Genomic DNA, 26,627 nt, shown 5'->3' with positions numbered 1-26,627 from the left:
ATCGGATGCTGGCCTCCAGCCCAGCCAGCATCTTGAATCATATTCGCCCCAGATCCGGAATCCCTTCCGATTCAATAAATTCGTGAACCGCTCTAACCATCTCCGATCATGTCGCGCGTACATCGAGAGAGTCCCCGTGTGGCACCCCCCTCCCTGCCCCTCCCCCGCAAGGGGGGAGGGAATGAGAGAGTGGTGGCCACCTTACGTCGCGAAGCGATCAGAGGCTTGAGGCGGGGTCACGACTACACTTCCCCGTCCTTCCACCCGATCCTCTCCTTCAAGAACCGAAAACCCAGCACCTCGAAGCCGGCGCGCTCCTTGTTGTCCTTGCCGTAGCCGTGGCCGCCCGCAGCCGGCTCGTAGAACCAGGCTTCAAAGCCCATCGCCTGGAGTTTTGCGGCCATCTTGCGGGCATGGCCGGGATGGACGCGGTCGTCGCGCCGCGTGGTCGCGATCAGGATCGGCGGATAGGCCTGCCCGGCCTTCACGTTGTGATAGGCGGAGTAGGTCTTCAGCCACTCCCACTCGTCGGGCTTGTCGGGATCGCCATATTCGGCGATCCAGCTCGCGCCCGCGAGCAGCTTGGTGTATCGGCGCATGTCGATCAGCGGGATGGTGCAGAACAGTGCGCCGAAGCGCTCGGGGTAGCGCACCAGCATGTTGGTGATGAGGATGCCGCCGTTCGACCCGCCATGCGCCGCGATGCGCCTCGGTTGCGTCACGCCGCGGCGGACGAGGTCAGCGGCCACTGCCGCGAAATCGTCGTGCGACAGCTTCTTGCCGGCCAGCCGTCCGGCATCGTGCCAGCGTGTGCCGAACTCGCCGCCGCCGCGCAAATTCGCCTGCACCGTCGTGCCGCCGCGCTCCAGCCACAGCTTGCCGAGCGAGGCATTGTAGTACGGCTTCACGGCAAGTCCGAAGCCGCCATAGGCGCTCATATAGACTGGCGCGTCGCCGGTCTCCCCGGCGGGCCCGGTCTGCACATAGGGAATACGCTCGCCGTCAACAGAGATCGCCTCGTGCTGGGTCACCACGAGGCCGTCGGCGGTGAACGTCTTCGGCGCCTGCTTCAGCACGGTCGGACTGGCAACGCCGCGCTCGATCAACAGCAGCGACGGCGGCGTGAGCGGATCCTGCACATTGGCGAGCAGGTCGCCATTGCTTTCGGAGGCATGGCGATCGAGCGGCCAGACGTCGACGACGCCGATTCCCGGCAGGCCGTCAAGCGTCTCGCGGCTCCAGCTAGTGGCGGATGGTGTGCAGATCTCGAAGCGAGGCTTGAGCTCGTCGAGGATCGAGAGCACCAGCCTTCCGCCGGCCCAGAACAACCCTTGCAGCGCGCGCCGCGGTGCGGGCTCGAACAGGACGACAAAATCGCGGCTGCCGGCCAGGAACGCCGAAAGCGAGATGCCGAGCACGGTATCGGTGGCATAGGTCCGGCCTTCGACCTGCCAGTCCTTGCGGAGCTTCATCGCGAACCAGTCGCCATGCGCCTGCATCCAGATTCCGGTCGGCAGATCGAGCTTCGTCGTCGTGCCCGCCGCATCGCGCAGCCGGATCGCGTGATTGAAGAAGTCGATCTGGTCGACGATCCAGACCCGCGGCGCCGCGCCGGTGTCGTCGGCGCTGCCATAGATCGTCATGTGATCGGCCGCGGTCTCGATGATCACCTCCGCCTGCTCGACCGGCTGGCCGCGCCGCCACAGGCGAACCGTCCGCGCATATCCCGAGCTCGTCGCCATGCCCTCGCCGTGCGCGCTCGACAGCAGCAGCGTGTCGGCATCGAGCCAGTCGACGCTGCCCTTGGCCTCCGGCAGCGTGAAGCCGTCCGCCACGAAGCTCTTCGTGGCGAGGTCGAATTCCCGCAAGGTGACGGCGTCGCTGCCGCCGCGCGACAGGCTCAGGATCGCCCGCGAGCTGCCCGGCATCGTGGCGATCCCGCCGAGCAGCCAGTCCTCGCCTTCGCTCGCTGCGAGCCGGTCGATATCCAGCATGGTCTCCCATGCCGGGTCGGCCTTGCGAAATTCCGCCAGCGTCGTGCGCCGCCACAGGCCGCGCGGGTTGCTGGCATCCTTCCAGAGGTTGTGGAGGTCGTTGCCGCGCCGGCTGACATAGGGAATGTTGTCGGGGCGGTCGTAGATCGCGGCAAGCAGATCGCGGTCGCGGGCGAAAGCCGCTCCGCCGAACGCGGCGAGCGTCAGGCTGTTCTGCCGCTCCACGAAATCGAGCGCCTGCGTGCCCTCGATCTCCTCCAGCCACAGCCAGGGATCGTCGTCGGGAGCTTGAAGCGTGGGCCTGTCGTCGACGGACATGAGCGAAACTCCAAAAATTCGCGGCGGATAGGATTTGATCGAGCGCAAGCCGTCAAGGGCGCGATCCGTTATCATTCGGTCGATTGCGTCAGAGGCATGGCCTGCGCCCGTTTGCGCCGGTTGTTCACCTTCCCCCGCCCCTCCATATTGCCGGGAATCAACAGAGCCCTCATGAGCCCTTGAAAGTCCCCTTGGGGCGGAAATGCCGATGCTGGACGTGACTGCAGTCAATGAGATCGCCGACGACGTCCGCGTGCGTGCCAATGTGGTGCGCCTTGCCGCGGCGCAGGCGCTGACCGGCGCCAACTCGGCCGTGATCTTCGCCACCGGCGCGATCGTCGGCGCCACGCTCGCGCCCGACATGTCGTTCGCGACCGTGCCGATCTCGATGTATGTGGTGGGACTTGCCGCCGGCACGCTGCCGACCGGCGCGATCTCGCGTCGCTTCGGTCGCCGCGTGGCCTTCGTCATCGGCACGGGCCTCGGCACGCTCACCGGCCTGCTCGGCTCGGTCGCGATCCTGCACGGCTCGTTCGCACTGTTCTGTGTCGCGACCTTCCTCGGCGGCCTCTACGGCGCCGTGGCGCAATCCTATCGCTTCGCCGCCGCCGATGGTGCCAGCGCGGCCTACCGTCCGAAGGCGGTGTCCTGGGTGATGGCGGGCGGCGTGTTCGCCGGCGTGCTCGGTCCGCAGCTCGTGCAATGGACCATGGACGTCTGGCAGCCCTATCTGTTCGCCTTCAGCTTCCTGGTGCAGGCCGCCGTCGCGCTGGTCGCGATGGGCATCGTCGCCGGCGTCGACATGCCCAAGCCCGCGCCGGCCGATCTGCACGGCGGCCGGCCGCTGCTCACCATCGTGACGCAGCCGCGCTTCATCGCGGCGGCGCTGTGCGGCGTCATCTCCTATCCCATGATGAACCTGGTGATGACCTCGGCGCCGCTCGCCATGAAGCTGTGCGGCCTCAGCGTGTCCGATTCCAATTTCGGCCTGCAATGGCACATCGTCGCGATGTACGGACCGAGCTTCTTCACGGGCACGCTGATCGCCCGCTTCGGTGCGCCGAAGGTCGTGGCCGCCGGCCTGCTGCTGGAAGCCGGCGCCGCTGGCATCGGCCTCTCCGGCCTCACGGCGATGCATTTCTGGGCGACGCTGGTCGTGCTCGGCGTCGGCTGGAATTTCTCCTTCATCGGCGCCTCCGCGCTGGTGCTGGAGACGCACCGGCCGCAGGAGCGCAACAAGGTGCAGGCCTTCAACGATTTCCTGGTGTTCGGCATGATGGCGATCGGCTCATTCTCCTCCGGCCAGCTGCTCGCCAATTACGGCTGGTCGGCGGTGAACCTGGTGGTGTTCCCGCCTGTCGTGCTGGGTCTTGCCGTGCTCTCGCTGGTCTCCTGGGCCCGCCGCCGCAAAGCGCGGCTGGATGCGGCCATGGGCGAGTTTCCGGACGCTGTCTGATGGCGGGAGGCTGTCAGCAGCGTTGATACTTCGATCGCCGTCGAAGTGATTTTCCAGGGCCAGGTTGTTACATGATGCTCGTCATGGATGGGCTTGCCCCTGGCCGGTGCGTGATTCAGTTCTTGCCGTCATTCCGGGGCGATGCGCAGCATCGAACCCGGAATCTCGAGATTCCGGGTTCGCCCCTCGGGCGCCCCGGAATGACGGAAGAGGCGATAACGAGAAGAACGAGTGGACACATCAAGGCCCGCCAAGATCGACGAATCCTCCCTCCGCTACGAAGGCTGGCGCATCGTTGCGGTCTGCTTCCTGCTCGCCACCTTCGGCTGGGGTCTCGGCTTCTACGGCCAGAGCGTCTATGTCGCCGAGCTCCAGCGCGCGCGGGGGTGGCCGACGACGCTGATCTCCGCTGGGACGACGTTCTTCTATCTGTTCGGGGCGCTGCTGGTCGTTTTCGTCGGCGAAGCCGTCCGGAAATACGGCCCGCGTATCTGCCTGATTGCCGGCACGCTGGCGATGGCGGCGGCCGCGGTCGCGATCGGCGCGGTGCGCGAGCCTTGGCAGCTCTATCTCGCGAACGCCGTGCTTGCCTTCGGCTGGGCCGGCACCAGTCTCGCCATGATCACCAACACGATCAGCCTGTGGTTCGACCGCAAGCGCGGCATGGCGATCAGCCTGGCCCTGAACGGCGCAAGCTTCGGCGGCATCGTCGGCGTACCGCTGCTGGTGACGCTGATCGGCCATGTCGGCTTCGCCAGCGCGATGTATGCCGCCGCCGGCGCCATGCTGGTGCTGCTGCTGCCGGTCATCCTGCTTCTCGTCGGCCATCCGCCCGATCGTCATGGCTGGCACGCGACGGCGAAGGCCAAACCGCAATCCTCGACGCAGATCCGCGCATGGGCGCTGCGTGACGTCGGCTTCCTCACGGTGACGATCGCCTTTGCCCTGGTGCTGTTCGCGCAGGTGGGCTTCATCGTGCACCTGATCTCGTTCCTCGACCCCGTGATCGGCCGCGAGCGCGCCGCCGTCGCCGTCGCGGTGCTGACGGCGATGGCCGTGGTCGGCCGCGTGCTGTTCTCGCTGGTGATCGACCGCCTCGATCAGCGCCTTGCCTCCGCGCTGTCGTTCCTCAGCCAGGCGGCTGCGCTTCTCGTCGTCATCAATCTGCACGATGACTATGTGCTGATCGCGGCCTGCGCGGTGTTCGGCTTCTCGGTCGGCAACCTCATCACGCTGCCGTCGCTGATCGTGCAGCAGGAGTTCGACAGCGCCGCGTTCGGCGTGCTGATCAGCTTGAACACGGCGATCAACCAGGTGACCTACGCGTTCGGCCCGGGCGTCGTCGGGGCCTTGCGCGATCTCTCCGGTGGCTACGCGCTGCCGTTCTATCTCTGCATCGCGCTCGAGGTGATAGCCGCGGCGCTGATCATGGTGCGGGGGCGAAATCTTCGTAGGGTGGGTTAGCCCTGCGGCTGCGCTTCGCGCATCCGCACGGCTAACCCACCCTACGTGCTCCGGCTACGAGATCACGCTTCCCGCTGCTTCAGCAACGCCTCGACATCCAGCCGCTTGGTGAACATCGCCAGCTTCCCGTCCGGCCCGAACGGCCATTGCTCCCTGGGCCTGTCCCAATACAGCTCGACGCCGTTCTGGTCGGGATCGCGCAGATACAGCGCCTCGCTGACGCCGTGATCGCTGGCACCATCCAGCACGATGCCGGCCGTGAGCACCCGATGCAGCGCATCCGCCAGCGCCGGCCGCGTCGGGTAGAGGATTGCGGTGTGAAACAGCCCGGTCGCATCAGGCGGCGGCGGCGAGCCGCCCTTGCTCTCCCAGGTGTTGAGCCCGATGTGATGGTGATAGCCGCCGGCCGAGATGAAGGCCGCGCCCGAGCCCATGCGCTGCATCAGCTCGAAGCCGAGTACGCCGCAGTAAAAGCCGAGCGCGCGATCGAGATCGGCGACCTTGAGGTGGACGTGGCCGATCCTGGTGCCGGCGGCGACGGCGGGGCTTTGCGACATGGAAATGCTCCGTTGCTGAGCTCCACATAGGGCGGGGCTCGGGACAGCGCCATTGCTCATCTCGAAACCCATCGTTTCCAGATAAGAAGCTAGGCCAGCTCCGACACCTCGCCCTCGGGCAGGCCGAACTCGAACGTGTTCAGCGTCATCGATACCAGCGTGTAATAGCCGCACAGCCCGATCACCTCGACGACGCCGCGCTCACCGAGCAGTTTTACCGCGTCGTCGTAGAGCCCCTTCTCGACGCCGTGGCCTTCGTGCAGCGACTTCGCGAGATCGTAGATCATCTTCCCCTTGGGGTCGTCGAAGTCCGGCGTGCGGCGGTCGCGGATCGCGTCGATGATCTCGCCCTTCATGCCACCCGCAAGCGCGAGGCGCTTGTGCGCATACCATTCGTAATGCGCGGTCCAGTGCCGCGCCGTCACCAGGATCGCGATCTCCGAGAGCTTTGCCGGAAATATCGTGTCGAAGCGCATGACCTCGCCGAGCCGCGTCGCGTGACGCGCCATCTCCGGACTGTTGAGCCAGGCCATCATCGGCGCCGGCGGCTTGCCGCGCTTGCCGGCAATCGATTCGTCATAGGTCTGCCGCTGGCTCTCGTTCATTTCGCCAGGCGAAAGAAGCTTCAGGCGCATTGTCGTTTCCTCTTTGTTTTCAAGCACCGTCTTGCCGCGACTATAGCCGACTGCGGCTCGCGGAAGTGGTTGAATTCCGCGGGGGCTTGGCCCAGAGTCGTGCCCAACAAGTCTTTTTGATTGATGGAAACGACCATGAGCGACACTGAGACCGCCGATCTCGAAACATTCCGCAACGAGACGCGCGCCTGGCTCGAAGCCAATTGCCCGCCGGAAATGCGCAAGCCCGCGACGTCGGATGCCGACGTCTTCTGGGGCGGACGCAACGCAAAATTCTCGTCCGAGCCGCAGCGCATCTGGTTCGAGCGGATGCGCGACAAGGGCTGGACCGTCCCCGACTGGCCGAAGGAGTATGGCGGCGGCGGCCTGAGCGCGGCCGAGCACAAGGTGCTGCGCTCCGAGATGGCGAGGATCGGCGCGCGCCCGCCGCTGTCGAGCTTCGGCATCTGGATGCTCGGGCCGGCGCTCTTGAAATACGGCAACGACGCCCAGAAGAAGGAGCATCTGCCGAAGATCGCGGCGGGCGAGATCCGCTGGTGCCAGGGCTATTCCGAGCCGAACGCCGGCTCCGATCTCGCCTCGCTCCAGACCCGCGCCGAGAGCGACGGCGACGACTTCATCATCACGGGCCAGAAGATCTGGACGTCCTACGCCAATTACGCCGACTGGATCTTCTGCCTGGTGCGCACCGATCCCACTGCGAAGAAGCATGACGGCATCAGCTTCATCCTGTTCGACATGACCTCGAAGGGCGTCTCGACCAAGCCGATCCTTTTGATCTCCGGCTATTCGCCGTTCTGCGAGACCTTCTTCGACAATGTCCGCGTGCCGAAGTCGCACGTGGTCGGCACCATCAACCGCGGCTGGGACGTCGCAAAATATCTGCTCCAGCACGAGCGCGCGATGATCTCAGGGATGGGCGAGCGCGGCGTCGGCCGGCCGCTCGGCCAGATCGCGGCGGACTCCGTCGGCACCGATGAGCAGGGCAGGCTGGACGATGCTATGCTGCGCGGCCAGATCGCGCGCTTCGACGTCGATGAAGCCGCGCTCGCGGCCTGCGCCGAGCGCGCGGTCGATCTCGCCAAGGCCGGGCAGGCGCATCCGGCGTTCTCGTCGGCGATGAAGTATTACGGCACCGAGCTCAACAAGCGCCGCCACGAGATCCTGATGTCGGCCGGCGGCGTCGATGCGCTGGAATGGGAGAGCGAGCGCTCCAGGCAGGGCGCCCGCCCGCGCGCCTGGCTGCGCACCAAGGCCAACTCGATCGAGGGCGGTACGTCCGAGGTCATGCTCGGCATCGTCGCCAAGCGCATCCTGGATCTGCCGGGGGCGTGAACACGCTCTCTCCACCCGTCATTCCGGGGCGCGCGTAGCGCGAGCTAAGATGCGCAATTGCGCATCTGAGAATCCATACTCCCGATCGTGGTTATGGATTCCGGGCCTGGCCCTTCGGGCCATCCCGGAATGACGACACAGATAGATTTTCGAATCGGAAACACACACATGGCCCTCGTCCTCACCGAAGAACAATCGATGCTCCGCGACAGCGCGCGCGGGCTGATCAGCGACAAGGCGCCGGTGTCGCACCTGCGTCACTTGCGCGACAGCAAGGATCGCACCGGCTTCTCCAAGGAGCTCTGGCATTCCTTTGCCGAGATGGGCTTTGCCGGTCTACTCGTGCCGGAAGAGTTCGGCGGCAGTGGCCTCGGCCATGTCGAGGCTGGCGTCGTGATGGAGGAGATCGGCCGCACCCTGATGCCATCGCCCTTCCTCGCGACCTCAGTGGTCGCGGCCTCGGCGCTGAACCGCGGCGGCAATTCCGCGCAGAGATCGGAATATCTGCCGAAGATCGCAAGCGGGTCGCTGCTCGCAACGCTCGCAATCGACGAGGGCGCCAAGCACCGTCCGCTCCACACCGGCCTGCAGGCCGTGCGCGCCGGCAACGGGTTCAAGCTCAGCGGTGCCAAGGCGCTGGTGGTCGACGGTCACGTCGCCGATCTCCTGATCGTCGCCGCGCGCACGACGGGCGCCGCCGGTGAGCGCGAGGGGTTGACGCTGTTCCTGGTGAACCCCGCGGCGAAGGGTGTCGCGATCGAGCGCACCATCATGGTCGATGCGCACAATGCAGCGCGGATCGAATTCGCCAATGTCGAGGTCAATGCCGACAGCGTGCTCGGCGAGGTCGATCAGGGCGCAACTCTGCTCGACGGCGTGCTCGATATCGGCCGCGGCGCGGTCGCCGCCGAAATGGTCGGTCTCAGCGAGGAGGTGTTTGGCCGCACCGTCGAGTACCTGAAGAGCCGCAAGCAGTTCGGCAAGCTGATCGGCGAATTCCAGGCCCTCCAGCACCGCGCCGCCGAGCTCTATGTCGACATCGAGATCACCCGCGCCGCGGTGATGAAGGCGCTGCAGGCCCTGGATGCCGACGTCGCCAAGGCCGCCTCAGCCGTCGCAGTCGCAAAGGCCCGTGCCGGCACCACCGCCACCCGCGCGGTGCAGGAAGGCGTGCAGATGCATGGCGGCATGGGCATGACCGACCAGTTCGACATCGGCTTCTTCATGAAGCGCGCCCGGGTCTGCGAGGAACTGTTCGGCGATGCCAATTACCACACCGAGCAGCTGGCGAGGGCGCGGGGGTATTGAGGCGGAGCTCGGGCGCGAGGGCGCACCTCACCCTCGGTGTCGTCGCCCGGCTCGACCGGGCGACCCAGTACGCCGTGGCCTCTCCGCATGCGTTTGCCGTCTCTGGAATACTGGATCGCCCGCCTGCGGGCGACGATAGCGGTGGATGGGAAACGGCGCGGCCCCTAACTCCGCAATAAGAATCTTCTAAATCTTCCTGTCTACACAGTGAATTGCTTCTCTTTCTGGCCCGGAATGTAGTAGAATCTCCAAAAATTGGTTCCACTGCCGGACTTCCCGCCATGATCTTCCGCCAGCTCTTCGACAGCGTTTCGGGCACCTACAGCTATCTTCTGGCCAGCCGTGCCGGCGGCGAGGCGCTCATCCTGGATCCCGTGCTGGAAAAGGTCGACCGCTACTGCCAACTGCTGCGCGAGCTCGACCTGAAGCTGGTGAAGGCAGTGGATACCCATCTGCATGCCGACCACGTCACCGGCCTCGGCGAACTGCGCGACCGCACCCATTGCATGACCGTGATGGGCGATCAGACCAAGGCCGACGTGGTGGCGATGCGGGTGGCCGACGGCGATAAGGTGACGATCGAGGGCTTGTCGCTCGACGTGATGTACACGCCGGGTCACACCGACGATTCCTATTCCTATCTGATGGGCGACCGCGTCTTCACCGGCGACACGCTTCTGATCCGCGGCACCGGCCGCACCGATTTCCAGAACGGATCCTCGCGCGCGCAATACGATTCGATCTTCAACCGCCTGCTCAAGCTGCCGGACGAGACGATGGTGTTCCCGGCGCATGACTACAAGGGCGACACCGTCTCCACCATCGGCGAGGAGAAGCGCTACAATCCGCGGCTGCAGGTGCGCTCGGTCGACGAATATATCGAGTTGATGGCGAACCTGAAGCTGCCCAATCCGAAGATGATGGACGTGGCGGTGCCCGCCAACATGCATGTCGGCCTGCATCAGGAGGAGCTGGAAAAGGAAGGCCGCGCGCTCAGCGCCGTCGAGGCGATCCGCGCGCTCGGCCGGCCTGACATCCTGCTGGTTGACCTGCGCGAGACCAACGAGCGGCTGAAGCACGGCACGCTCGAAGGCGCGCTGCACACGCCCTATCCCTCCGTCGAGGAGAGCCTCAAGCCCGGCGGCATGCTGCGCGAGGTCGCGGCCGCCACCGGCCGCCGTGTGGTGTTCTTCTGCGCCTTCGGCGAACGCTCGGCGATGGCCGTGGCGGCTGCGAAGGAAGCGGGACTTCTCAACACCGCCCACATCGCCGGCGGCATCGATGCCTGGAAGAAGGCGGGCGGACCGGTGCTGCACTGACGGCCTCGTCGCGAGCCTTGAGTTGGGCCAGGAACCGCACATATTGGGCGGAAAGATTCATTCGGATGCAGCATCACCCATCCGGGACCAGCCATGGCCAAGACCGTAAAACCGAGCGAACCGCCGAAGCAGGCGCAAGACAAGGCAAAGAAGCCCTCGCCCCGGCGCGAGATTGACGATGACGATTACGAAGACGGCGACATCGCAACGCCGAAGCGGGATCGGTATGGCCCGGATGACGAGCCGTTGTGAGCAGCCCCGAACTCCGTTGTCGTCCCTGCCGAGTGCGCAATTGCGCACGGGCGCAGGGACGACGGCGTGGCGGCACACCCGATGCCCCTCACTTCCCCCGCCCGCGCTAGCTGCCATGCGCCTGCGTTCATGGACAAATAGCCGCCCTCCCCGATAGTTTGCTCCTCCATCGGGAGTGAAACGGAACTGCAATGGTCGACGTTCTCGCCGCACCGCAGCATGGCAAGGCGGACAATGCGCTGCGCACGCTGACCGGAATTTCGATCGCGCATTGGGTCAGCCATTTCCATCTGCTGGTCCTGCCGATGCTGTTTCCGTTCCTGAGGGAAAAGCTCGGCGTCGGCTATGTCGAGCTCGGCTTCGCGCTTACCACGCTTGCCGTCGTATCGGGTCTGACGCAGGCGCCGACCGGCTATCTCGTCGATCATTTTGGCGCGCGCAAAATCCTGCTAGTCGGGCTGACGCTCGGCGGGCTCGCGCTGATCCTGCTCGGCCTGCACCTCAGCTACGCCTCGCTGATCGCCTGCGCCGTGCTGCTTGGCCTCGCCAACAGCGTCTATCATCCCGCCGATTACGCGATCCTGGCCGAGCACATGGACGAAGCGCGGATGGGGCGCGCCTTCTCGGTCCACACCTTTGCCGGCTATCTCGGCGGTGCGGTGACGCCGGCGATCGTTGCCGCGCTGGTCACCCTGTCCGGCGGCGTCGGTGCGCTGATCGCGTCGGGCGCGATCGCGATCCTGGTGGCGTTGCTGCTGATCGCCATGGGCATTCCCGAGGCCGGCGCGCACAAGAAGAAGCCGGGTGGCGAAAGCGCGCCGAAGCAGGCGGTGATCACGCCAGCTCTGATCACGTTGACCGCGCTGTTCATGCTGCTCAGCCTGTCGGTCGCAGGTATCAACAATTTCGGCGTGGTCGCGCTGATGAGCGGGTATGGTGCCTCTTATTCGATCGCCAACGTCGCATTGACCGCATTCCTCGCCGCCAGCGCCGCGGGCGTGCTCGCGGGCGGCTTCCTCGCCGACCACACCGAGCGTCACGGCTATGTGGCGGCGGCCTGCTTTGCGGCGAATGCGGCAATCGTGCTGCTGATCGCGCTGGTGACGCTGCCGGGCTGGGCGCTGACCGCCACGATGGCGACCGCGGGCTTCCTCTCCGGCGTGATCGCGCCCTCGCGCGACATGCTGGTGCGCAATGCGGCGCCCGCCGGCGCTGCGGGGCGTGCCTTCGGCATCGTCTCGACCGGTTTCAATCTCGGCGGCATCGTCTCACCGCTGCTGTTCGGCTGGATCATGGATCAAAGCGCGCCGCATTGGGTGTTCGGCGCGTCCGTGATCTTCATGCTCGCGACGGTGGTGCTGTCGCCGTTCACGGAACGGAAGCCGGCCAAAGCTTGAGCTACAAATTCAACTGTCGTCCCTGCCGAGTGCGCAATTGCGCACGGGGCGCAGGAGCCCATAGCCACAGGGAGGAATCGCAGCGCAGACTGGTCACTACGAGTCTTCACAAAACGTCTCCCTGTGGATATGGGTCCCGGATCGGCGCTTCGCTTGTCCGGGACGACGGATAGAGAAAAGCAAAACAACAATCGGGAAGAAACACCATGAGCACCCCTGATCTCGTGATCCGCGGCGGCACCGTTGCGGATGGGCGCGGCGGCGAATTGTTCGAGGCTGATGTCGCGATCAGCGGCGGCAAGATCAGCGCGGTCGGGAAGGTCGCAGGCACAGGCCGCGAAGAGATCGACGCGCGCGGCAAGCTGGTGACCCCGGGCTTCGTCGACGTGCACACCCATTACGACGGGCAGGTCACCTGGAGCCAGGACATCACGCCGTCCTCACAGAACGGCGTCACCACGGCGATCATGGGCAATTGCGGCGTCGGCTTTGCGCCGTGCAAGCCTGCTGACCACACCCGCCTGATCCAGCTCATGGAAGGCGTCGAGGACATTCCGGAGCCGGTGCTGAGCGCCGGTATTCCCTGGGCTTGGGAGAGCTTTCCGGACTACATGGACTGGCTCTCCAGGCGCGATTTCGACATCGATGTCGGCGCGCAACTGCCACATGCGGCGCTGCGCGTCTATGTCATGGGCGAGCGCGGCGCGCGCCGCGATCCCTCGACCGCGGAGGACAATGCGGCGATGGCGAGGCTCGCGGGCGAGGCGGTGCGATCCGGCGCGCTCGGCTTCTCGACCTCGCGTACGCTCAACCACCGCACCTCGACCGGCGATTTCACACCGACGCTGAAAGCAGGCGAGGACGAGCTCACCGCGATTGCCGGCGCGATGCACCGGCAGGGCCGCAGCGTGCTGCAATTCGTGCTCGACCTCTCCACCCTCCACGAAGACCTGCCGATGATGCTGCGGGTCGCAGACTCGACGAAATGCCCGATCTCGTTCTCGATCACGCAGAACGACAAGGCACCGCAGCGGTGGCGCCAGACGCTGGACGAGATCAATGCGGCAGCACGGCGCGGCCTCTCCATCACCGCGCAGATCGCGGCGCGCCCTGTCGGGCTCCTGCTCGGGCTCGAGCTCTCGCGCAACCCTTTCCAGACCCATCCGAGCTACAGGGCGATTGCCCATCTGCCGCTGCAGGAGCGGCTGGCGCGGCTGCATCAGCCTGATGTGCGGAAGGCAATCCTGAGCGAGACGGCCACTGCGACCGACGATCCGCTGTTCTTCCGTCCCGACTACGACAAGATGTTCCTGCTCGGCGATCCCCCCGACTACGAGCAGCCGCCGGAGAACGCGCTGGGACCGCAGGCGCGCAGGCAGGGGCGCCGGCCGGAAGAGCTCGCCTATGACGCCATGCTGTCGGACGATGGCCGCGGCATGCTCTACGTGCCATTCCTCAACTATTCCGACGGCAATCTCGATGCGACGCGCGAGATGCTGCTCGACCCGCAATCGGTGCCGGGCCTGTCCGACGGCGGCGCGCATTGCGGCATCATCTGCGATGCGAGCTTCCCGACCTATCTGCTGACGCACTGGACGCGTGACCGCAAGCGCGGCGAGAAGCTCACGATTCCGTTCGTGGTCGCGGCGCAGTCGCGCAAGACCGCCCTCTCGGTCGGTCTCACCGACCGCGGGCTTGTTGCTCCGGGCTATAAAGCTGACGTCAACGTGATCGACTACGACCGCCTGCACCTGCATCCGCCGAAGGTGCATTACGATCTGCCCGTCGGCGGGCGGAGGTTGCTGCAGGATGTCGACGGCTACGACGCGACCATCGTGTCGGGCGTGGTGACGCGGCGACAGGGTGAGGCCACGGGACGGCGGCCGGGGAGGCTGATTCGTGGTGCGCAGGGGGTGAATTAGGCGACATCTATGTGTGAGACGCCAAAGCGTCTCAACATCCTCGCTGTCATCGCCGCGAAAGCGGGGATCCATAACCACAGGGAGACGTGTGGTGCGAAGCTGTCAACTCCGAGCCTTCGCCAAACCACTCCCTGTGATTATCGCGACGAGCGCAAGCGCTCGCGCGGGGGTCCCGGATCTGCGCTTACGCTTGTCCGGGACGACAGTTGTGGTTGGGGCGGCTAACCGCCTCCCCTACCCCGGCGACACCGCGCCTTTCAGCGCAGCTGCCTGCGGAGTGGCACCGCGCGTCAGCCTGGTCCTCTCCGTGTTCGGCCAGAGCAGCAGCAGGCCGAGCAGGCCGGAGCCGACCATGATCACGGCGTTGATGGTGAAGCCGGTCAGGTAGCCGTCCAGCATGCTGCCGGCACGCTGGATCGTGGCGCCCATCACGGCCGGCGCGATGATGCCGGCGAGCGTGTAGAGCGCGCCGTAGATCGCGAGAACCGCGCCGCGCTGCGACGTCGGCGTGAATTCGCCGAGCATGGGCGGGCAGACGACGTAGATCGCCCCGCACAGGCCCGAGCCGACCACAAGCAGCGCGATCTGAAGGCCCGCGCCCTGGACATGCGGCATCATCGCCAGGATCAGCCCGCCGATCACCAGCGGCACCGAGCCGAGAACGCCGCGCGCCGCACGGGTGTTGTAGCCGCGCGCCATCATCACCTGCGAAATCCAGCCGGTGAGCATGACGATGGTGGCGCCGAACACCCAGGGCAGGATCGAGATGAAGCCGGCCTCGCTCTGCGAGAACCCGAGCCCCTTGACGATGAACGGCGTGAACCAGGTCAGGCCGAGCGACAGCGCCCAATAGGCGCCGAAGGTTGCGGCGACGCAGCCGATGAAGGTGCGCGAGGTGAGAAGCTGCAAATAAGGGATCTTCGGCTCGACCGCAGCCGAGACTTGCGTGTCTTCCAGCGGCCCTTCCTTGCCGAGCGTGAGCCAGGCCGCAACCCAGATCAGGCCGACGATTCCGAGCGCGCCGAAGGCATAGTGCCAGGAATGATTGACGATGATCCAGTTCAGCGCCGGCACTGCGAGGATGACACCGAAGGCCGAACCCTGCGACAGGATCGCGGTCGGCAGCGTGCGTTTCTCGTCGGGGAACCATTTGTAGATGGCGTGCGCGGCGACCGAGAAGGCCGGGCCTTCGCCGGCGCCCAGCACGATGCGGCAGATCAGGAGCGTGGTGAAGGAGACGGTGCCGACCATCGGAAATTGCGCCAGCGCCCAGATGACGGCCAGAGCAAGCAGCACCCAGCGCGTCGGCACCTTGTTGACGATGAAGCCGACCACGATGGCAGAGATCGAGAACAGGAAGAAGAACGAGGACCCGAGCAGGCCGAACTGCTCGGCGCTGAGCTTCATGTCGGTCATGATCGGCACGCCGGCGAGACCGACGACGATCTTGTCCGCGAAGTTCACCACCATGAAGAGAAAGAGGAGAAATGTAATGGTCCAGGCGCCCTTCGGCGTTGCCTTGGATTGCCCTGCCGTCCTGCCCGCCGCCGACGGCGTTCCCTGAGCGCTCATGAATCTCCCCGTATGTCTTTTTGGCACTTTTTTGATTTGGCCGTCTTGGAAGCTAACAACGGCTTCAAGACCAACGCAACCCGGCATTTCCGCAGCAGGTGTGCTACGCAGCAATTGTGTCAATTCCGTCCGGCGCCATTCATCGTGCTGAGCATCCGAAATCTGTCCAAGACGTTCTCCTCCGCCGGCGAGCCGGTCCATGTGCTGCGCGGCGTCGATCTCGACCTCAGGTACGGCGAACGCGTCGCGCTGACCGGCGAGTCGGGCAGCGGCAAGAGCACATTGCTGCATCTGATCGCGGGGCTCGATGCGGCCGACGGCGGCACGATCCAGCTGGAGGAGATCGAGGTCACCAAGCTGTCGGATGCGGGACGCGCCAGCTTGCGGCGGGATCGCATCGGGCTGGTCTTCCAGCAATTCAACCTGATCCCGAGCCTCTCGGTCGCGGACAATCTCGCCTTCCAGGCGCGGATCGCCGGCCGGCATGATGCGGCCTGGATCAAGGAGCTTGTCGAGCGGCTCGGGCTCGGCGGCCTGCTCAAGCGTTATCCAGAGCAAATATCAGGCGGCCAGCAACAACGGGTCGCGATCGGCCGGGCCCTGGCGACAAAGCCCTCGCTGCTGCTCGCGGACGAGCCGACCGGCAATCTCGACGAAGCCACCGCCGAGGACGTGCTGGCGCTGACGCGCGACCTCGTCGCGCGCACCGGCTGCGGCTTCCTGATGGTGACGCACAGCCTGCATCTGGCTGCGACGCTCGACCGTCACCTCACCCTGCATGCGGGGCGCATCGCATGAGGCGCGCGCTGTGGATCCTCGCCGTGCTGCTCAGCCACTGGCGGCGCCACAAGATGCAGTTCGCCACGCTGCTGATCGGGCTGATCGCGGCGACCGCGCTGTGGAGCGGCGTGCAGGCGATCAACCAGCAGGCCCGCAATGCCTATGACCGTGCCGCGGCAACATTCGGCGGCGCGCGTACGGCGATGCTGGTGGCGCCAAAGGCGGCGACGTTTTCCCAGGAGCTGTTCGTCAAGCTCCGCCGCGCGGGCTGGCCGGTCTCGCCGGTGCTGGAGGGGCGGGTCCAGATCAACGGCCGCTCGGTGCGGCTGCTCGGCATCGAGCCGGTGTCGCTGCCGGCCGATGTCGGCAACGCGCCGCGGCTCGGCGCCTCGGATCTGAGCAGCTTCGTCGCGCCGCCGGGCCAGACGCTGGTGGCGCGGGAGACGCTGGCCGACTTGCATGAGGCGGAAGGCGCGGCGCCGGCCATCAGCGATGGCGCAAAGCTGCCGCCGCTGCGCGTGCTGCCGCAGCTCGTGCCCGATGTGCTCGTGGTCGATATCGGCGTGGCCCAGCGCCTCCTCAACAAGCCGGATCAGGTGTCCCGGCTCCTGATCGGCAAGCCGAAGGGCAAGCCGGCGCCGCTCGCCAGCGTCGTTGGCGAGCAGTTGCAGCGGGTCGAGCCGGATGCCGAGACGGAGCTCGAGCACCTCACCGACAGTTTCCATCTCAACCTCACGGCGTTCGGCCTGTTGTCGTTCTTCGTCGGCCTGTTCATCGTCAACTCGGCCGTCGGCCTCGCCTTCGAGCAGCGGCTTCCGATGCTGCGGACCTTGCGCGCCTGCGGCGCCTCGGCGCGGCTGGTCAACACGGTGCTGGTGATCGAGCTGGTGGCGCTGGCGCTGATCGCCGGGCTGATCGGGCTCGCTTGCGGCTATTTCATCGCGGCTGCCCTGCTGCCCGACGTCGCCGCATCGCTGCGCGGGCTCTATGGCGCGCAGATTCCGGGGCAGCTCAGCCTGCGAGGCGAATGGTGGCTCGCCGGCATCGGCATCAGCGTGGCGGGCGCGCTGGTGGCGGCCGCAACGAGCCTGATCAAGGCCGTCAGAATGCCGGTGCTGGCAACCGCCCAGCCGCGCGCCTGGCAGCAGCGGCAACGCCGCTGGCTGGTCCTGCAGAGCTGTGCGGCCTGCGCCGTGTTCGCGGTCGCCCTGTTGCTGCTGCACTACGGGCAATCGCTGATTGCGGGCTTTGGCGTGCTGGCGGCCCTGATGTTAGGTGCTGCGCTGATCCTGCCGGCCTTCCTCGACATCATCCTGCTCGCCGGCCAGCGCGTCGCGCGTGGCCCGCTTGCGCTGTGGTTCTGGGCGGACAGCCGTCAACAGCTGTCCGGATTGTCGCTCGCGCTGATGGCGCTGCTGCTCGCGCTCGCCGTCAATGTCGGGGTGTCCACCATGGTGGAGACCTTCAGCCGCACCTTCATCGGCTGGCTCGACGGGCGGCTCGCCGCCGACGTCTATATCAGCGCGTCCGACAATGCGCAGGGCGTTGCGATCCGCAACTGGCTGAAGGAGCGCAGCGACGTCCAGGCAATCCTCTCGGGCGGACGTGCGGAAGCGCAGATTCAAGGCCAGCCGGTCGAGCTGCTGGGCCTGCCCGATCATGCGCTCTATCGCGAGCGCTGGCCGCTGCTGCAAGCGGCACCCCGCGCCTGGACCCGTCTGGTGCCGGGCAATGCCGCCTTCATCAGCGAGCAATTGAGCCGCCGGCTGAATGTGCGCCTCGGTGACGTGATCGAAGTGCCGGCGCCGGGCGGCAGTTGGGAGCTCGACATCGTCGGCATCTATGCCGATTACGGCAATCCCAGGGGGCAGCTGGCCGTGAATGTCGCGGCGCTGATCCGGCAGTTTCCGCAGACGCCGCAGACGCGGATGGGCCTGATCGTCGCCAAGGAAAATATCCCCGGCCTGATCGCGGCCTTGCAGCAGCAGTTTGGGCTCGACGACCGCAGCGTCGCCGACCAGGCGACGGTGAAAGCGGAATCGATCCGCATCTTCAACCGCACCTTCGCCGTGACCTCGGCGCTGAACGCCTTCACGCTCGGCGTCGCCGGCATCGCGCTGCTGACCAGCCTGCTGACGCTGGCGAACTCCCGCCTGCCGCAGCTCGCCCCGCTGTGGGCGATCGGCGTCACGCGGCCGCGCCTTGCCGCGATCGAGCTGACCAAGACGCTCTCGGTCGCACTGTTCACGTCCCTGCTGGCGGTGCCGCTCGGCCTGCTGGTGGCGTGGTGCCTGATTGCGATCGTCAATGTGAAGGCATTCGGCTGGCGGCTGCCGTTCCACGTGTTTCCGCTGCAATTGGTCGAGCTGGTCGTGGTCGCACTGCTTGCTTCGCTGGTGGCCGCCTTGCTGCCGGTGCTGCGGCTGGCGCGGATGCAGCCGGCGACTCTCGTCAAGGTGTTTGCCAATGAGCGCTGACCGGATCTCGCGGCGCGCCTTCGCCGCCGGCATCGCCGCCCTCGCTCTAGCCCGGCGCGCCGGCGCGCAGGGCTATGCCGGGCTCGGCGAGACCGCCGACGGCTTTGCGAAGGTCACGCCGGGAAAAACATTCACCTTTCCCGCCGATCACGGGCCGCATCCGGAGTTTCGCATCGAGTGGTGGTATCTCACGGCAAACCTGGTCGATGGCGGCGGCACGGCTTGCGGCCTGCAATGGACGCTGTTCCGCCAGGCCGCGCAGCCGGGCCCGCAAGGCGAAGGCTGGGCCAATCAGCAGGTGTGGATGGCGCATGCAGCGGTGACACGGCCCGACACCCACCGCTTCAGCGAAACGTTTTCGCGCGGCGGCGTGGGGCAGGCCGGCGTGACGGCCAGGCCGTTCGATGCCTGGATCGACGACTGGGAGATGAAGGGCTTCGAGCGCACCGACGATCGCACACTGGCACCGCTGACACTGAAGGCGGCCGGCACCGATTTCAGCTACGCATTGACGCTGGAGGCCGATCGTCCGGTGGTCCTGCAGGGCGATGGCGGCTACAGCCGCAAGTCCGAGCGCGGGCAGGCGTCCTACTATTACAGCCAGCCGTTCTACCGCGCGCGGGGCACGCTCACCATCGACGACAGGCCGGCCAGTGTCTCGGGCCAGGCCTGGATGGACAGGGAATGGAGCAGCCAGCCGCTCGATGCCGACCAGACCGGCTGGGACTGGCTCTCGCTGCATCTCGCATCCGGCGACAAGCTGATGCTGTACCGGCTGCGGCAGAAGGACGGCAAGGATTATCCGTTCGGCAACTGGATCAGCGCCACCGGCGAGACGCAGATGATCGCGGGAGGCGACATCCAGATGATGCCAAGCGCCACCGCGGACGTTGCCGGACGCAAGTTGCCGGTGGAATGGCAGATCACGATCCCCTCGCGATCATTCTCGATTGCTTGCAAGCCGCTCAATTCCAAGGCCTGGATGGGGACCGGCTTCTCCTATTGGGAAGGGCCGATCAGCTTTGCCGGCTCGCATGACGGCGTTGGCTATCTCGAGCTGACAGGGTATTGAAGCGCGACCTCTTCGAAGGGACTAGCGATGTATCATCTCACCGCCCTCGTCACGCTGCTGGCGATCGCGTTTTATTTCTTCACCTGCATCAACGTGTCGCGCTCGCGTACCGCGACCGGCGTCAAGGTGCCCGCGATGTCGGGCCATCCGGATTTCGAAAGGGCCTTCCGCATCCAGATGAACACGCTGGAATGGATGCCGATCTTCCTGCCGGCGCTGTGGCTGTTCGCGATCTACATCAGCGACGCCATCGCGGCGGGCATCGGCGTGGTCTGGATCATCGGCCGCATCGTCTATTTCGTCGGCTATTCAAAGGCCGCGGCCAAGCGCGGCATGGGATTCGCGATCCAGGGGCTGGCCGCCATGGCGTTGTGGGCAGGAACGCTGGGAGCTGTGGTGTTGCGGATGGTGTGAGGTGACGCAGGCGCCACACATTCCGCCGTCGTCCCGGACAAGCGAACGAAGTGAGCGCCGATCCGGGACCCATAACCACAGGGAGTAATTGTGATGCGAGCTGGCAACTCCGAGTCCCCGTAACCACGCCCGCCTGTGGTTATGGGTCCCGGATCGGCGCGCGCTTGGGGCGCGCTTGTCCGGGACGACGGCGCAGTGGCAGCCTTGCCACTTCCCTACTTCGTCAGCGGGCAGCCGCTTTCCTTGGCGGTGAAGAAGGCCTTGTCGCCGGGGACGGTGGCGAGCAGCTTGTAATAGTCCCACGGCTTCTTCGACTCCGAGGGCTTCTTGACCTCGAACAGATACATGTCGTGGACCATGCGGCCGTTCTCGAGCACCTTGCCGCCTTGCGCGAAGTCGTCGTCGACCGGCAGCTCCTTCAGCTTCTTGGCGACGGCATCCGGGTCCTTGGTGCCGGCGGCCTTGACCGCCTTCAGGTAGCTCAGCGTCGCCGAATAGGTGCCGGCATGGATCATGCTCGGCATCCGGCCGGTGCGCTTGAGGAAGCGCTCGCCGAGATTGCGCGTCTTGTCGTTGAGATCCCAGTAATAGCCTTCCGTGAGAACGAGACCTTGGGCGGCCTGGAGACCGAGGCCGTTGACTTCGGCGAGCGTCATCAAGAGGCCCGCGAGCTTCTGGCCGCCGGAGACGATGCCGAACTCGGACGCCTGCTTGATCGAGTTGGTGGTGTCGAGGCCGGCATTGGCGAGGCCCACGATCTTCGCCTTCGAGCTCTGCGCCTGGAGCAGGAAGGAGGAGAAGTCCGAGGAGTTGAGCGGCACGCGAACCGAGCCGACCACCTTGCCGCCATTGGCCGTGACGATCTCGCTGGTGTCCTTCTCCAGCGCATAGCCGAAGGCGTAATCCGCGGTGAGGAAGAACCAGGTGTCGCCGCCGGCCTTGGTCAGTGCGCCGCCGGTACCCACGCCGAGCGCATGGGTGTCGTAGGCCCAATGGAAGCCGTAGGGCTGGCAGGCGTCGCCGGTGAGGCGCGATGTTGCGGCGCCGACCACGATGTCGATCTTCTTCTTTTCCTTGGAAAGCTCGTGGATCGCGAGCGCGACCGAGGAGGTCGTCAGCTCCGTGATCATGTCGACGTTCTCGACGTCGTACCAGCGGCGCGCGATCGAGGCGGCGAGGTCCGGCTTGTTCTGGTGGTCGGCGGTGATGAGCTCGATCTTCTGACCGAGTACCTCGCCGCCGAAATCCTCGATCGCCATCCTGGCCGCTTCGACCGACCATTTGCCGCCGTAGTCTGCATAGACGCCGGACTGATCGTTGAGGATGCCGATCTTGACGCCTTGCGCGGAGGCCGGCGCGGCGAGCAATACGGCCGACGCTGCGGCGACCAAAAATGCTGATTTCATTCGTTGAGCTCCCAGTAGTTTTCTGTTTTGAAATCGCGCGGATACTAGTGAAGAACCCCGCGCGTGCCCATCCGTTTCACGTTGGTCGTTAGTATGGAGGGTATGCGCCAATCAACCGGTGTCGTCCCGGACAAGCGCGCCTCAAGCGCGCGCAGATCCGGGACCCATAACCCCAGGGAGCAGTTATCGCGCGCAGCTGGTCACCGCGAGTCTTCGCCAAACTCGATCCTGTGGCTATGGGTCCCGGATCTGCGCTTGCGCTTGTCCGGGACGACAGCGTGATTGTGGCTACGCTGATGGACTTCCGACGATGGTCAGGCCACCACCTCCGGCTTCTTGTCCCGCCGCCCCTCCGCGAGGTTCCGCACCACCACGTAGAAGATCGGCGTGAACAGAAGCCCGAACAGGGTGACACCGATCATGCCGAAGAACACGGCAACGCCCACGGCCTGCCGCATCTCCGAGCCGGAGCCGCTGGAGATCACCAGCGGCAGCACGCCGAGGATGAAGGCGAACGACGTCATCAGGATCGGCCGCAGGCGCAGGCGGCAGGCCTCGATCACGGCCTCGAGCCGCGGCTTGCCCTCGTTCTCGATGTCGCGCGCGAACTCGACGATCAGGATCGCGTTCTTCGCCGCCAGTCCCACCAGCACGACGAAGCCGATCTGGGTGAGGATATTGACGTCCTGGCCCATGATACGCACACCGATGGTGGCAGCGAGCAGGCACATCGGCACGATCAGGATCACCGCGAACGGAAGCGTCCAGCTGCCATATTGCGCGGCGAGCACGAGATAGACGAACAGCACGCAGATCGGGAACACGTAGAGGCCGGCGTTGCCGCCAGTGATCTGCTGGTAGGACAGGTCCGTCCACTCGAAGGTAAAGCCGCTCGGCAGCGTGTCGTCCGCGAGCTGCTTGATGGTATTCAGCGCGGTGGTCGAGCTTACGCCCGGTGCCGGTTCGCCCTGAAGTTCCGACGCCGCATAGAGATTGTAGCGCGCCACGCGGTCGGGGCCGGAGACGTCTTTGAACTCGACCACACTGCCGAGCATCACCATGTCACCGTTGGCGTTGCGCGTCCGCAATCGCGCGAGATCGCTGGGCTCTTTCCGGAACGGAAAGTCCGCCTGCGCGGTGACGTGGTAGGTGCGCCCGAACAGGTTGAAGTCGTTGACATAGGTCGATCCGAAATAGGTCTGGATCGTGTCGTTGATGTTGGAGATGGGCACGGCCAGCTTCTGCGCCTTGGTGCGGTCGATGTCGACGAAGAGCTGCGGCGTGTTGGCACTGAACGGCGAGAACACCGACGGCGCGAGCAGCGAGGGCGATTTGCGCGCCGCGGCGACGAGCTCGTCGGTGGCCGCGGCGAGCAGCTCAGGCCCGCGACCCTGGCGATCCTGGATGCGAATGGTGAAGCCGCCGCCGGTACCGATGCCGGGCACGGCCGGCGGCGGAATCACGATGATGAAGGCGCCCTGGATCGCGGCCAGGCGCTTGCGCAGTTCGACCGTGATGGCGTTCGCAGACAATCCCTTCTTCATCCGCGCCTCAGGCTCGTCGAACACCGGAAACAGCGCGGCCGCGTTGCCGGCCTGCGTGCGCGTAGCGCCGGAGAAACCGGCGAAAGCGGCAACGCGGATGATGCCCGGCGTATCCAGCGAGATCCGCTCGATCTCGCGGACCACCTCGGTGGTACGCGCCAGCGAAGCGGCGCCGGGCAATTGCACGGATATGATGACGTAGCCGCGGTCCTGCGCGGGAATGAAGCCCTGCGGGGTGGTCACGATCAGCCAGCCTGCGCTGCCGATCAGCACGACGTAGATCAGAAGCATCACGACGGAGTGGCGGATCGCGAAATCGGCGAGGCCGGCGTAGCCGTGCGAAAGCCGGTCGAACACGCGGTTGAACACGCCGGTGAAGGCATTCCAGCCGCGCGCGATGACGTTCCAGGCGGCCGGCGGACGCTTCTCCTCATGCGGCGTGAGGATCTGCGAGGCCAGCGCCGGCGACAGCGTCAGCGAGCAGAAGCATGAGATCGCGGTCGCAACGGCAATGGTGACGGCGAACTGCTGAAAGAACTGCCCGGAAATGCCGCCGAGGAACGCGGTCGGGACGAACACCGCACACAGCACCAGGGCGATCGAGACCAGCGCGCCGCCGACCTCTTCCATCGTCTTCAGCGCCGCATCGCGCCGGCTGAGTCCGTGCTCGAGATGGCGCTCGACGTTCTCGACCACGACGATGGCATCATCGACCACGATGCCGACGGCGAGGACGAGCCCGAACAGGGTCAGATTGTTGATGGAGAATCCGAGCGCCGCCATCACCGCGAAGGTGCCGACCAGCGAGACCGGGATCGCGATGATCGGAATGATCGCAGGCCGCCATCCCTGCAAGAACACCAGCACGACGACGACCACGAGCAGCATTGCCTCGTAGATGGTCTTGATCAGCTCGTGGACGGACTGGGCGATGAACTCGGTCGGATTGTAGCCGATGTTGTAGTCGAGGCCTTTCGGAAAGCTCTCCTTGAGCTTCGTCATCGTGTCGGTGATGTTCTTGGCGGTCGCAAGTGCGTTCGAGCCGGGCCGCTGCGTCACCAGCATCGCGACCGCCGATTTGCGCAGCAGGAAGCTGTTGGTGGAATAGGCCAGCGCCCCGAGCTCGATGCGGGCAACGTCGCGCAGACGAACTACTCGACCGTCGGAGCCGGCCTTGATCAGGATCTCCTCGAACTGCTTCTTGTCCTTCAAACGTCCGGTAAAGGTGAGATTCGGCTGAAAGGCCCGGTCGGCGATCGGCGGCTCGGCGATCTGGCCGCCCGCGATCTGCACGTTCTGGGCGCGGATTGCCGCCAGCACCTCGGCCGAAGTCAGGCCGAGATTGGCGATCCGGTCAGGGTCGAGCCACAGCCTCATCGAATAGTCGCGCGCGCCAAAGATCTGGATGTCGCCGACGCCGTCGAGGCGCAGCAGCTGGTCGCGGACCTGGAGCAGCGCGTAGTTGGAGATGTAGAGCTGGTCGAACGTGTCGTCGGGCGACAGCATGAACACGACCATCAGGATGTCGGGCGAGTTCTTGCGCGTGGTGACGCCGTTGCGCTGGACTTCCTCGGGCAGCCGCGGCTGCGCGATCGCGACGCGGTTCTGCACCAGCACCTGGGCCTTGTCGAGATCGGTACCGAGCTTGAAGGTGACGGTGATGGTGAGCTGGCCGTTCGAGGTCGCCTGGCTGTAGAGGTACAGCATGTCCTCGACGCCGTTGATCTCCTGCTCGATCGGAGCTGCCACCGTGTCCGACACGGTCTGCGCGGAGGCGCCGGGATATTGCGTCGTGACGACCACGGTGGGCGGCACCACTTGCGGATATTCGGAGACCGGCAGCGTGGTGTAGGCGAGTGCGCCGACGATCAGGAGCACGATCGACAGCACCATCGCTAGGATGGGCTGGTTGATGGAGAGACGGCCGAGATTCATGACTTGCCACCGGCCGGCGCTTGAGCGGTCTGCGGGGCGACCTTGGCGCCGACGCGGGCGCGCTGGATGCCGCTGACGATGACACGATCGTCCGGCTTCAGCCCTTCGCGGATCACGCGCAGGCCCTCGTCGAGCGGCCCGAGCACGACAGGGCGCGCCTCGACCGTATCGTCAGGCTTCACCACGAAAACGATCTTGCGGGACTGGTCGGTCGCGATCGCGGCGTCCGGAATCAGCAGCGCCTCATAGGGCGCGCTGGCGATCAGGCGGACGCGGCCGAACTGACCGGGCAGGATCGACAGATCGGTGTTCTTGACCACCGCGCGGCTGCGCAACGTTCCCGTGGAGACGTCGAGGCGATTGTCGAGGAAGTTGATGGTGCCTTCGTGAGACGGCTTGGTCTCGCCGGCGAGAGACACCTGCACCGGGTTCGCCGTGTCGCGCGAGCTCGGGCGACGGCCTTCGAACCACAGCTTGCTGTATTTGATGAATGTCGCCTCATCCATGTCGAAATAGATGTAGATCGGATCGAGCGTCACGATGGAGGTCAGCAGCGTCGACGTGCCGTTGTCACTGCCCTGCACGAGATTGCCGGGGCTGACGAGATGGCGGCTGACACGGCCGGTCAGCGGCGCCGTCACATGCGTGAACTCGATGTTGAGCTTGGCGGCCTTCAGCGCTCCTTCCGCCTGCGTCTCGGCCGCATGCGCGGCCTGCAAGGCCTGGCGGCGCTGATCCACCACCTGCTCGGAGACGGCACTGGTCTGCACCAGGCTGAGGCCGCGATCGAGCTCGCGCTTGGCGAGCTCCACCCTGGCGCGTGCGTCGGAGAGCTGTCCTTCCGCCTGCGTCGCCACGGCCTCGAACGGACGCGGATCGATCACGTAAAGCAGATCGCCCTGACGCACGATGGCGCCGTCCTGGAATTCGACCGAATTGACGAAGCCGCCAACGCGCGGCCGCACCTGCACCTCCTCCACCGCCTCGAAGCGGCCGGTGAACTCATCCCAATCGGTGACGGTGCGCTTGACCGGCTGGGCAACCGTCACCTGCGCCGGCGGCGGAGCGCCCGCTTGCGAGGTCGGCTGCCCGCAACCGGTGAGCGCGAATGAGGCGGCGAGAAGGCCGACAATGCCATAGTGGCCTGGCTGAACGAAATCGTGCCTTTTGACAAGTCGCTCGCTTCCGTCCGGTGCAGTCATCCCAGGTCCTCGCATCAAAGCCGCGGAAAAAGCAGGGTACGCGCCTACCCGCGGGCGACACAAGATGGGTGGAGTTGATGAAATCTTCAAGACGACGAAACGCGCAATGCTCGGCGAGATGTCCTAACCGGATGACGGGTTGACAGGGAGAGGGTCGCAGCATCGTGCGGTCGGTTGATGGATGCCACATCGAAGGTGTCACCCTCCCCTGGAGGGCCCTCCAGGGGAGGGTAAGAAACGGCCAGCGTCTTCGCACATGACGGCAGGC

At 65.7% G+C, this 26,627-nt stretch carries 19 protein-coding genes; 12 read left to right on the top strand and 7 right to left on the bottom strand.

Going from position 1 to position 26,627, the window contains the following annotated elements:
* Positions 1 to 242: 242 nt before the first annotated feature.
* Positions 243 to 2,312: a prolyl oligopeptidase family serine peptidase gene (locus tag EDE08_RS36420; RefSeq protein ID WP_165936389.1), complete on the bottom strand. Its 2,070-nt coding sequence runs from the start codon at positions 2,310 to 2,312 to the stop codon at positions 243 to 245.
* 208 nt (positions 2,313 to 2,520) lie between these two features.
* Between EDE08_RS36420 and EDE08_RS36415 the strand changes: the two genes are divergently transcribed.
* Together EDE08_RS36415 and EDE08_RS36410 are read left to right on the top strand one after the other, a co-directional pair.
* Positions 2,521 to 3,768, top strand: a complete 1,248-nt coding sequence (locus tag EDE08_RS36415; protein ID WP_165936388.1) for an MFS transporter — start codon at positions 2,521 to 2,523, stop codon at positions 3,766 to 3,768.
* A 231-nt stretch (positions 3,769 to 3,999) separates the two neighbouring features.
* On the top strand, positions 4,000 to 5,232 hold the full coding sequence (locus EDE08_RS36410; RefSeq protein ID WP_131874400.1) for an MFS transporter: 1,233 nt from the start codon (positions 4,000 to 4,002) through the stop codon (positions 5,230 to 5,232).
* A gap of 62 nt (positions 5,233 to 5,294) precedes the next feature.
* Here EDE08_RS36410 and EDE08_RS36405 read toward each other — a convergent pair whose 3' ends face one another.
* Together EDE08_RS36405 and EDE08_RS36400 are read right to left on the bottom strand one after the other, a co-directional pair.
* Complete coding sequence (locus EDE08_RS36405; protein ID WP_131874401.1) at positions 5,295 to 5,789, bottom strand: VOC family protein; 495 nt, start codon at positions 5,787 to 5,789, stop codon at positions 5,295 to 5,297.
* Positions 5,790 to 5,878: 89 nt separating this feature from the next.
* The gene (locus tag EDE08_RS36400) at positions 5,879 to 6,424 is read right to left on the bottom strand and encodes a carboxymuconolactone decarboxylase family protein (RefSeq protein WP_131874402.1); all 546 of its coding nucleotides are present in this window, start codon (positions 6,422 to 6,424) and stop codon (positions 5,879 to 5,881) included.
* Positions 6,425 to 6,559: 135 nt separating this feature from the next.
* Here EDE08_RS36400 and EDE08_RS36395 point away from each other — a divergent pair, with 135 nt between their 5' ends.
* The 6 genes from EDE08_RS36395 to EDE08_RS36365 all read left to right on the top strand — a co-directional run bounded on the left by EDE08_RS36395 (position 6,560) and on the right by EDE08_RS36365 (position 13,957).
* Complete coding sequence (locus tag EDE08_RS36395) at positions 6,560 to 7,759, top strand: acyl-CoA dehydrogenase family protein (protein WP_165936387.1); 1,200 nt, start codon at positions 6,560 to 6,562, stop codon at positions 7,757 to 7,759.
* 168 nt (positions 7,760 to 7,927) lie between these two features.
* Positions 7,928 to 9,067 (top strand): acyl-CoA dehydrogenase family protein, encoded by a 1,140-nt coding sequence (locus tag EDE08_RS36390; protein ID WP_131874404.1) that lies wholly within the window; start codon positions 7,928 to 7,930, stop codon positions 9,065 to 9,067.
* A gap of 281 nt (positions 9,068 to 9,348) precedes the next feature.
* Positions 9,349 to 10,386, top strand: coding sequence for an MBL fold metallo-hydrolase (locus tag EDE08_RS36380; protein ID WP_131874406.1), 1,038 nt, complete (start codon positions 9,349 to 9,351; stop codon positions 10,384 to 10,386).
* Between the two features lie 93 nt (positions 10,387 to 10,479).
* Positions 10,480 to 10,638, top strand: coding sequence for a hypothetical protein (locus EDE08_RS36375; protein ID WP_061879759.1), 159 nt, complete (start codon positions 10,480 to 10,482; stop codon positions 10,636 to 10,638).
* A gap of 191 nt (positions 10,639 to 10,829) precedes the next feature.
* Positions 10,830 to 12,035 (top strand): MFS transporter, encoded by a 1,206-nt coding sequence (locus EDE08_RS36370; RefSeq protein WP_131874407.1) that lies wholly within the window; start codon positions 10,830 to 10,832, stop codon positions 12,033 to 12,035.
* Positions 12,036 to 12,241: 206 nt separating this feature from the next.
* Positions 12,242 to 13,957, top strand: a complete 1,716-nt coding sequence (locus EDE08_RS36365) for an N-acyl-D-amino-acid deacylase family protein (protein ID WP_131874408.1) — start codon at positions 12,242 to 12,244, stop codon at positions 13,955 to 13,957.
* 234 nt (positions 13,958 to 14,191) lie between these two features.
* On the opposite strand, the gene EDE08_RS36360 is transcribed toward EDE08_RS36365, so the two are convergent.
* Complete coding sequence (locus tag EDE08_RS36360) at positions 14,192 to 15,529, bottom strand: MFS transporter (protein WP_131874409.1); 1,338 nt, start codon at positions 15,527 to 15,529, stop codon at positions 14,192 to 14,194.
* A 144-nt stretch (positions 15,530 to 15,673) separates the two neighbouring features.
* Between EDE08_RS36360 and EDE08_RS36355 the strand changes: the two genes are divergently transcribed.
* The 4 genes from EDE08_RS36355 to EDE08_RS36340 are packed head-to-tail and all read left to right on the top strand — an operon-like array spanning position 15,674 to position 20,272.
* A complete protein-coding gene (locus EDE08_RS36355) occupies positions 15,674 to 16,327 on the top strand; it encodes an ABC transporter ATP-binding protein (protein ID WP_131874410.1) in 654 nt (217 codons plus the stop codon).
* A complete protein-coding gene (locus EDE08_RS36350; RefSeq protein ID WP_131874411.1) occupies positions 16,324 to 18,786 on the top strand; it encodes an FtsX-like permease family protein in 2,463 nt (820 codons plus the stop codon). Before EDE08_RS36355 ends, EDE08_RS36350 begins: the two co-directional genes overlap by 4 nt.
* On the top strand, positions 18,776 to 19,858 hold the full coding sequence (locus EDE08_RS36345; RefSeq protein WP_131874412.1) for a lipocalin-like domain-containing protein: 1,083 nt from the start codon (positions 18,776 to 18,778) through the stop codon (positions 19,856 to 19,858). The genes EDE08_RS36350 and EDE08_RS36345 overlap by 11 nt, the downstream gene beginning before the upstream one ends.
* A gap of 27 nt (positions 19,859 to 19,885) precedes the next feature.
* Positions 19,886 to 20,272 (top strand): MAPEG family protein, encoded by a 387-nt coding sequence (locus EDE08_RS36340; RefSeq protein ID WP_131874413.1) that lies wholly within the window; start codon positions 19,886 to 19,888, stop codon positions 20,270 to 20,272.
* A gap of 215 nt (positions 20,273 to 20,487) precedes the next feature.
* Here EDE08_RS36340 and EDE08_RS36335 read toward each other — a convergent pair whose 3' ends face one another.
* From EDE08_RS36335 to EDE08_RS36325, 3 genes are all read right to left on the bottom strand, one after another.
* Entirely contained in the window at positions 20,488 to 21,678 is a 1,191-nt protein-coding gene (locus tag EDE08_RS36335) for an ABC transporter substrate-binding protein (protein WP_131874414.1), read from the bottom strand.
* Positions 21,679 to 21,992: 314 nt separating this feature from the next.
* Positions 21,993 to 25,157 (bottom strand): efflux RND transporter permease subunit, encoded by a 3,165-nt coding sequence (locus tag EDE08_RS36330; protein WP_131874415.1) that lies wholly within the window; start codon positions 25,155 to 25,157, stop codon positions 21,993 to 21,995.
* Complete coding sequence (locus EDE08_RS36325) at positions 25,154 to 26,359, bottom strand: efflux RND transporter periplasmic adaptor subunit (RefSeq protein WP_165936386.1); 1,206 nt, start codon at positions 26,357 to 26,359, stop codon at positions 25,154 to 25,156. The genes EDE08_RS36330 and EDE08_RS36325 overlap by 4 nt, the downstream gene beginning before the upstream one ends.
* Positions 26,360 to 26,627: the final 268 nt, after the last annotated feature.

It is taken from the genome of Bradyrhizobium sp. R2.2-H (assembly GCF_004346455.1).
Taxonomy (GTDB): Bacteria; Pseudomonadota; Alphaproteobacteria; order Rhizobiales; family Xanthobacteraceae; genus Bradyrhizobium; species Bradyrhizobium diversitatis.
This window is presented reverse-complemented; position numbering and strand designations above follow the sequence as displayed.

Coding starts and splice junctions, on each gene's coding strand:
- EDE08_RS36365 (WP_131874408.1), top strand. CDS start 12,242: ATGAGCACCCCTGATCTCGTGATCCGCGGCGGCACCGTTGCGGATGGG.
- EDE08_RS36370 (WP_131874407.1), top strand. CDS start 10,830: ATGGTCGACGTTCTCGCCGCACCGCAGCATGGCAAGGCGGACAATGCG.
- EDE08_RS36335 (WP_131874414.1), bottom strand. CDS start 21,678: ATGAAATCAGCATTTTTGGTCGCCGCAGCGTCGGCCGTATTGCTCGCC.
- EDE08_RS36400 (WP_131874402.1), bottom strand. CDS start 6,424: ATGCGCCTGAAGCTTCTTTCGCCTGGCGAAATGAACGAGAGCCAGCGG.
- EDE08_RS36375 (WP_061879759.1), top strand. CDS start 10,480: ATGGCCAAGACCGTAAAACCGAGCGAACCGCCGAAGCAGGCGCAAGAC.
- EDE08_RS36420 (WP_165936389.1), bottom strand. CDS start 2,312: ATGTCCGTCGACGACAGGCCCACGCTTCAAGCTCCCGACGACGATCCC.
- EDE08_RS36380 (WP_131874406.1), top strand. CDS start 9,349: ATGATCTTCCGCCAGCTCTTCGACAGCGTTTCGGGCACCTACAGCTAT.
- EDE08_RS36415 (WP_165936388.1), top strand. CDS start 2,521: ATGCTGGACGTGACTGCAGTCAATGAGATCGCCGACGACGTCCGCGTG.
- EDE08_RS36345 (WP_131874412.1), top strand. CDS start 18,776: ATGAGCGCTGACCGGATCTCGCGGCGCGCCTTCGCCGCCGGCATCGCC.
- EDE08_RS36395 (WP_165936387.1), top strand. CDS start 6,560: ATGAGCGACACTGAGACCGCCGATCTCGAAACATTCCGCAACGAGACG.
- EDE08_RS36350 (WP_131874411.1), top strand. CDS start 16,324: ATGAGGCGCGCGCTGTGGATCCTCGCCGTGCTGCTCAGCCACTGGCGG.
- EDE08_RS36325 (WP_165936386.1), bottom strand. CDS start 26,359: ATGACTGCACCGGACGGAAGCGAGCGACTTGTCAAAAGGCACGATTTC.
- EDE08_RS36390 (WP_131874404.1), top strand. CDS start 7,928: ATGGCCCTCGTCCTCACCGAAGAACAATCGATGCTCCGCGACAGCGCG.
- EDE08_RS36405 (WP_131874401.1), bottom strand. CDS start 5,789: ATGTCGCAAAGCCCCGCCGTCGCCGCCGGCACCAGGATCGGCCACGTC.
- EDE08_RS36330 (WP_131874415.1), bottom strand. CDS start 25,157: ATGAATCTCGGCCGTCTCTCCATCAACCAGCCCATCCTAGCGATGGTG.
- EDE08_RS36340 (WP_131874413.1), top strand. CDS start 19,886: ATGTATCATCTCACCGCCCTCGTCACGCTGCTGGCGATCGCGTTTTAT.
- EDE08_RS36360 (WP_131874409.1), bottom strand. CDS start 15,529: ATGAGCGCTCAGGGAACGCCGTCGGCGGCGGGCAGGACGGCAGGGCAA.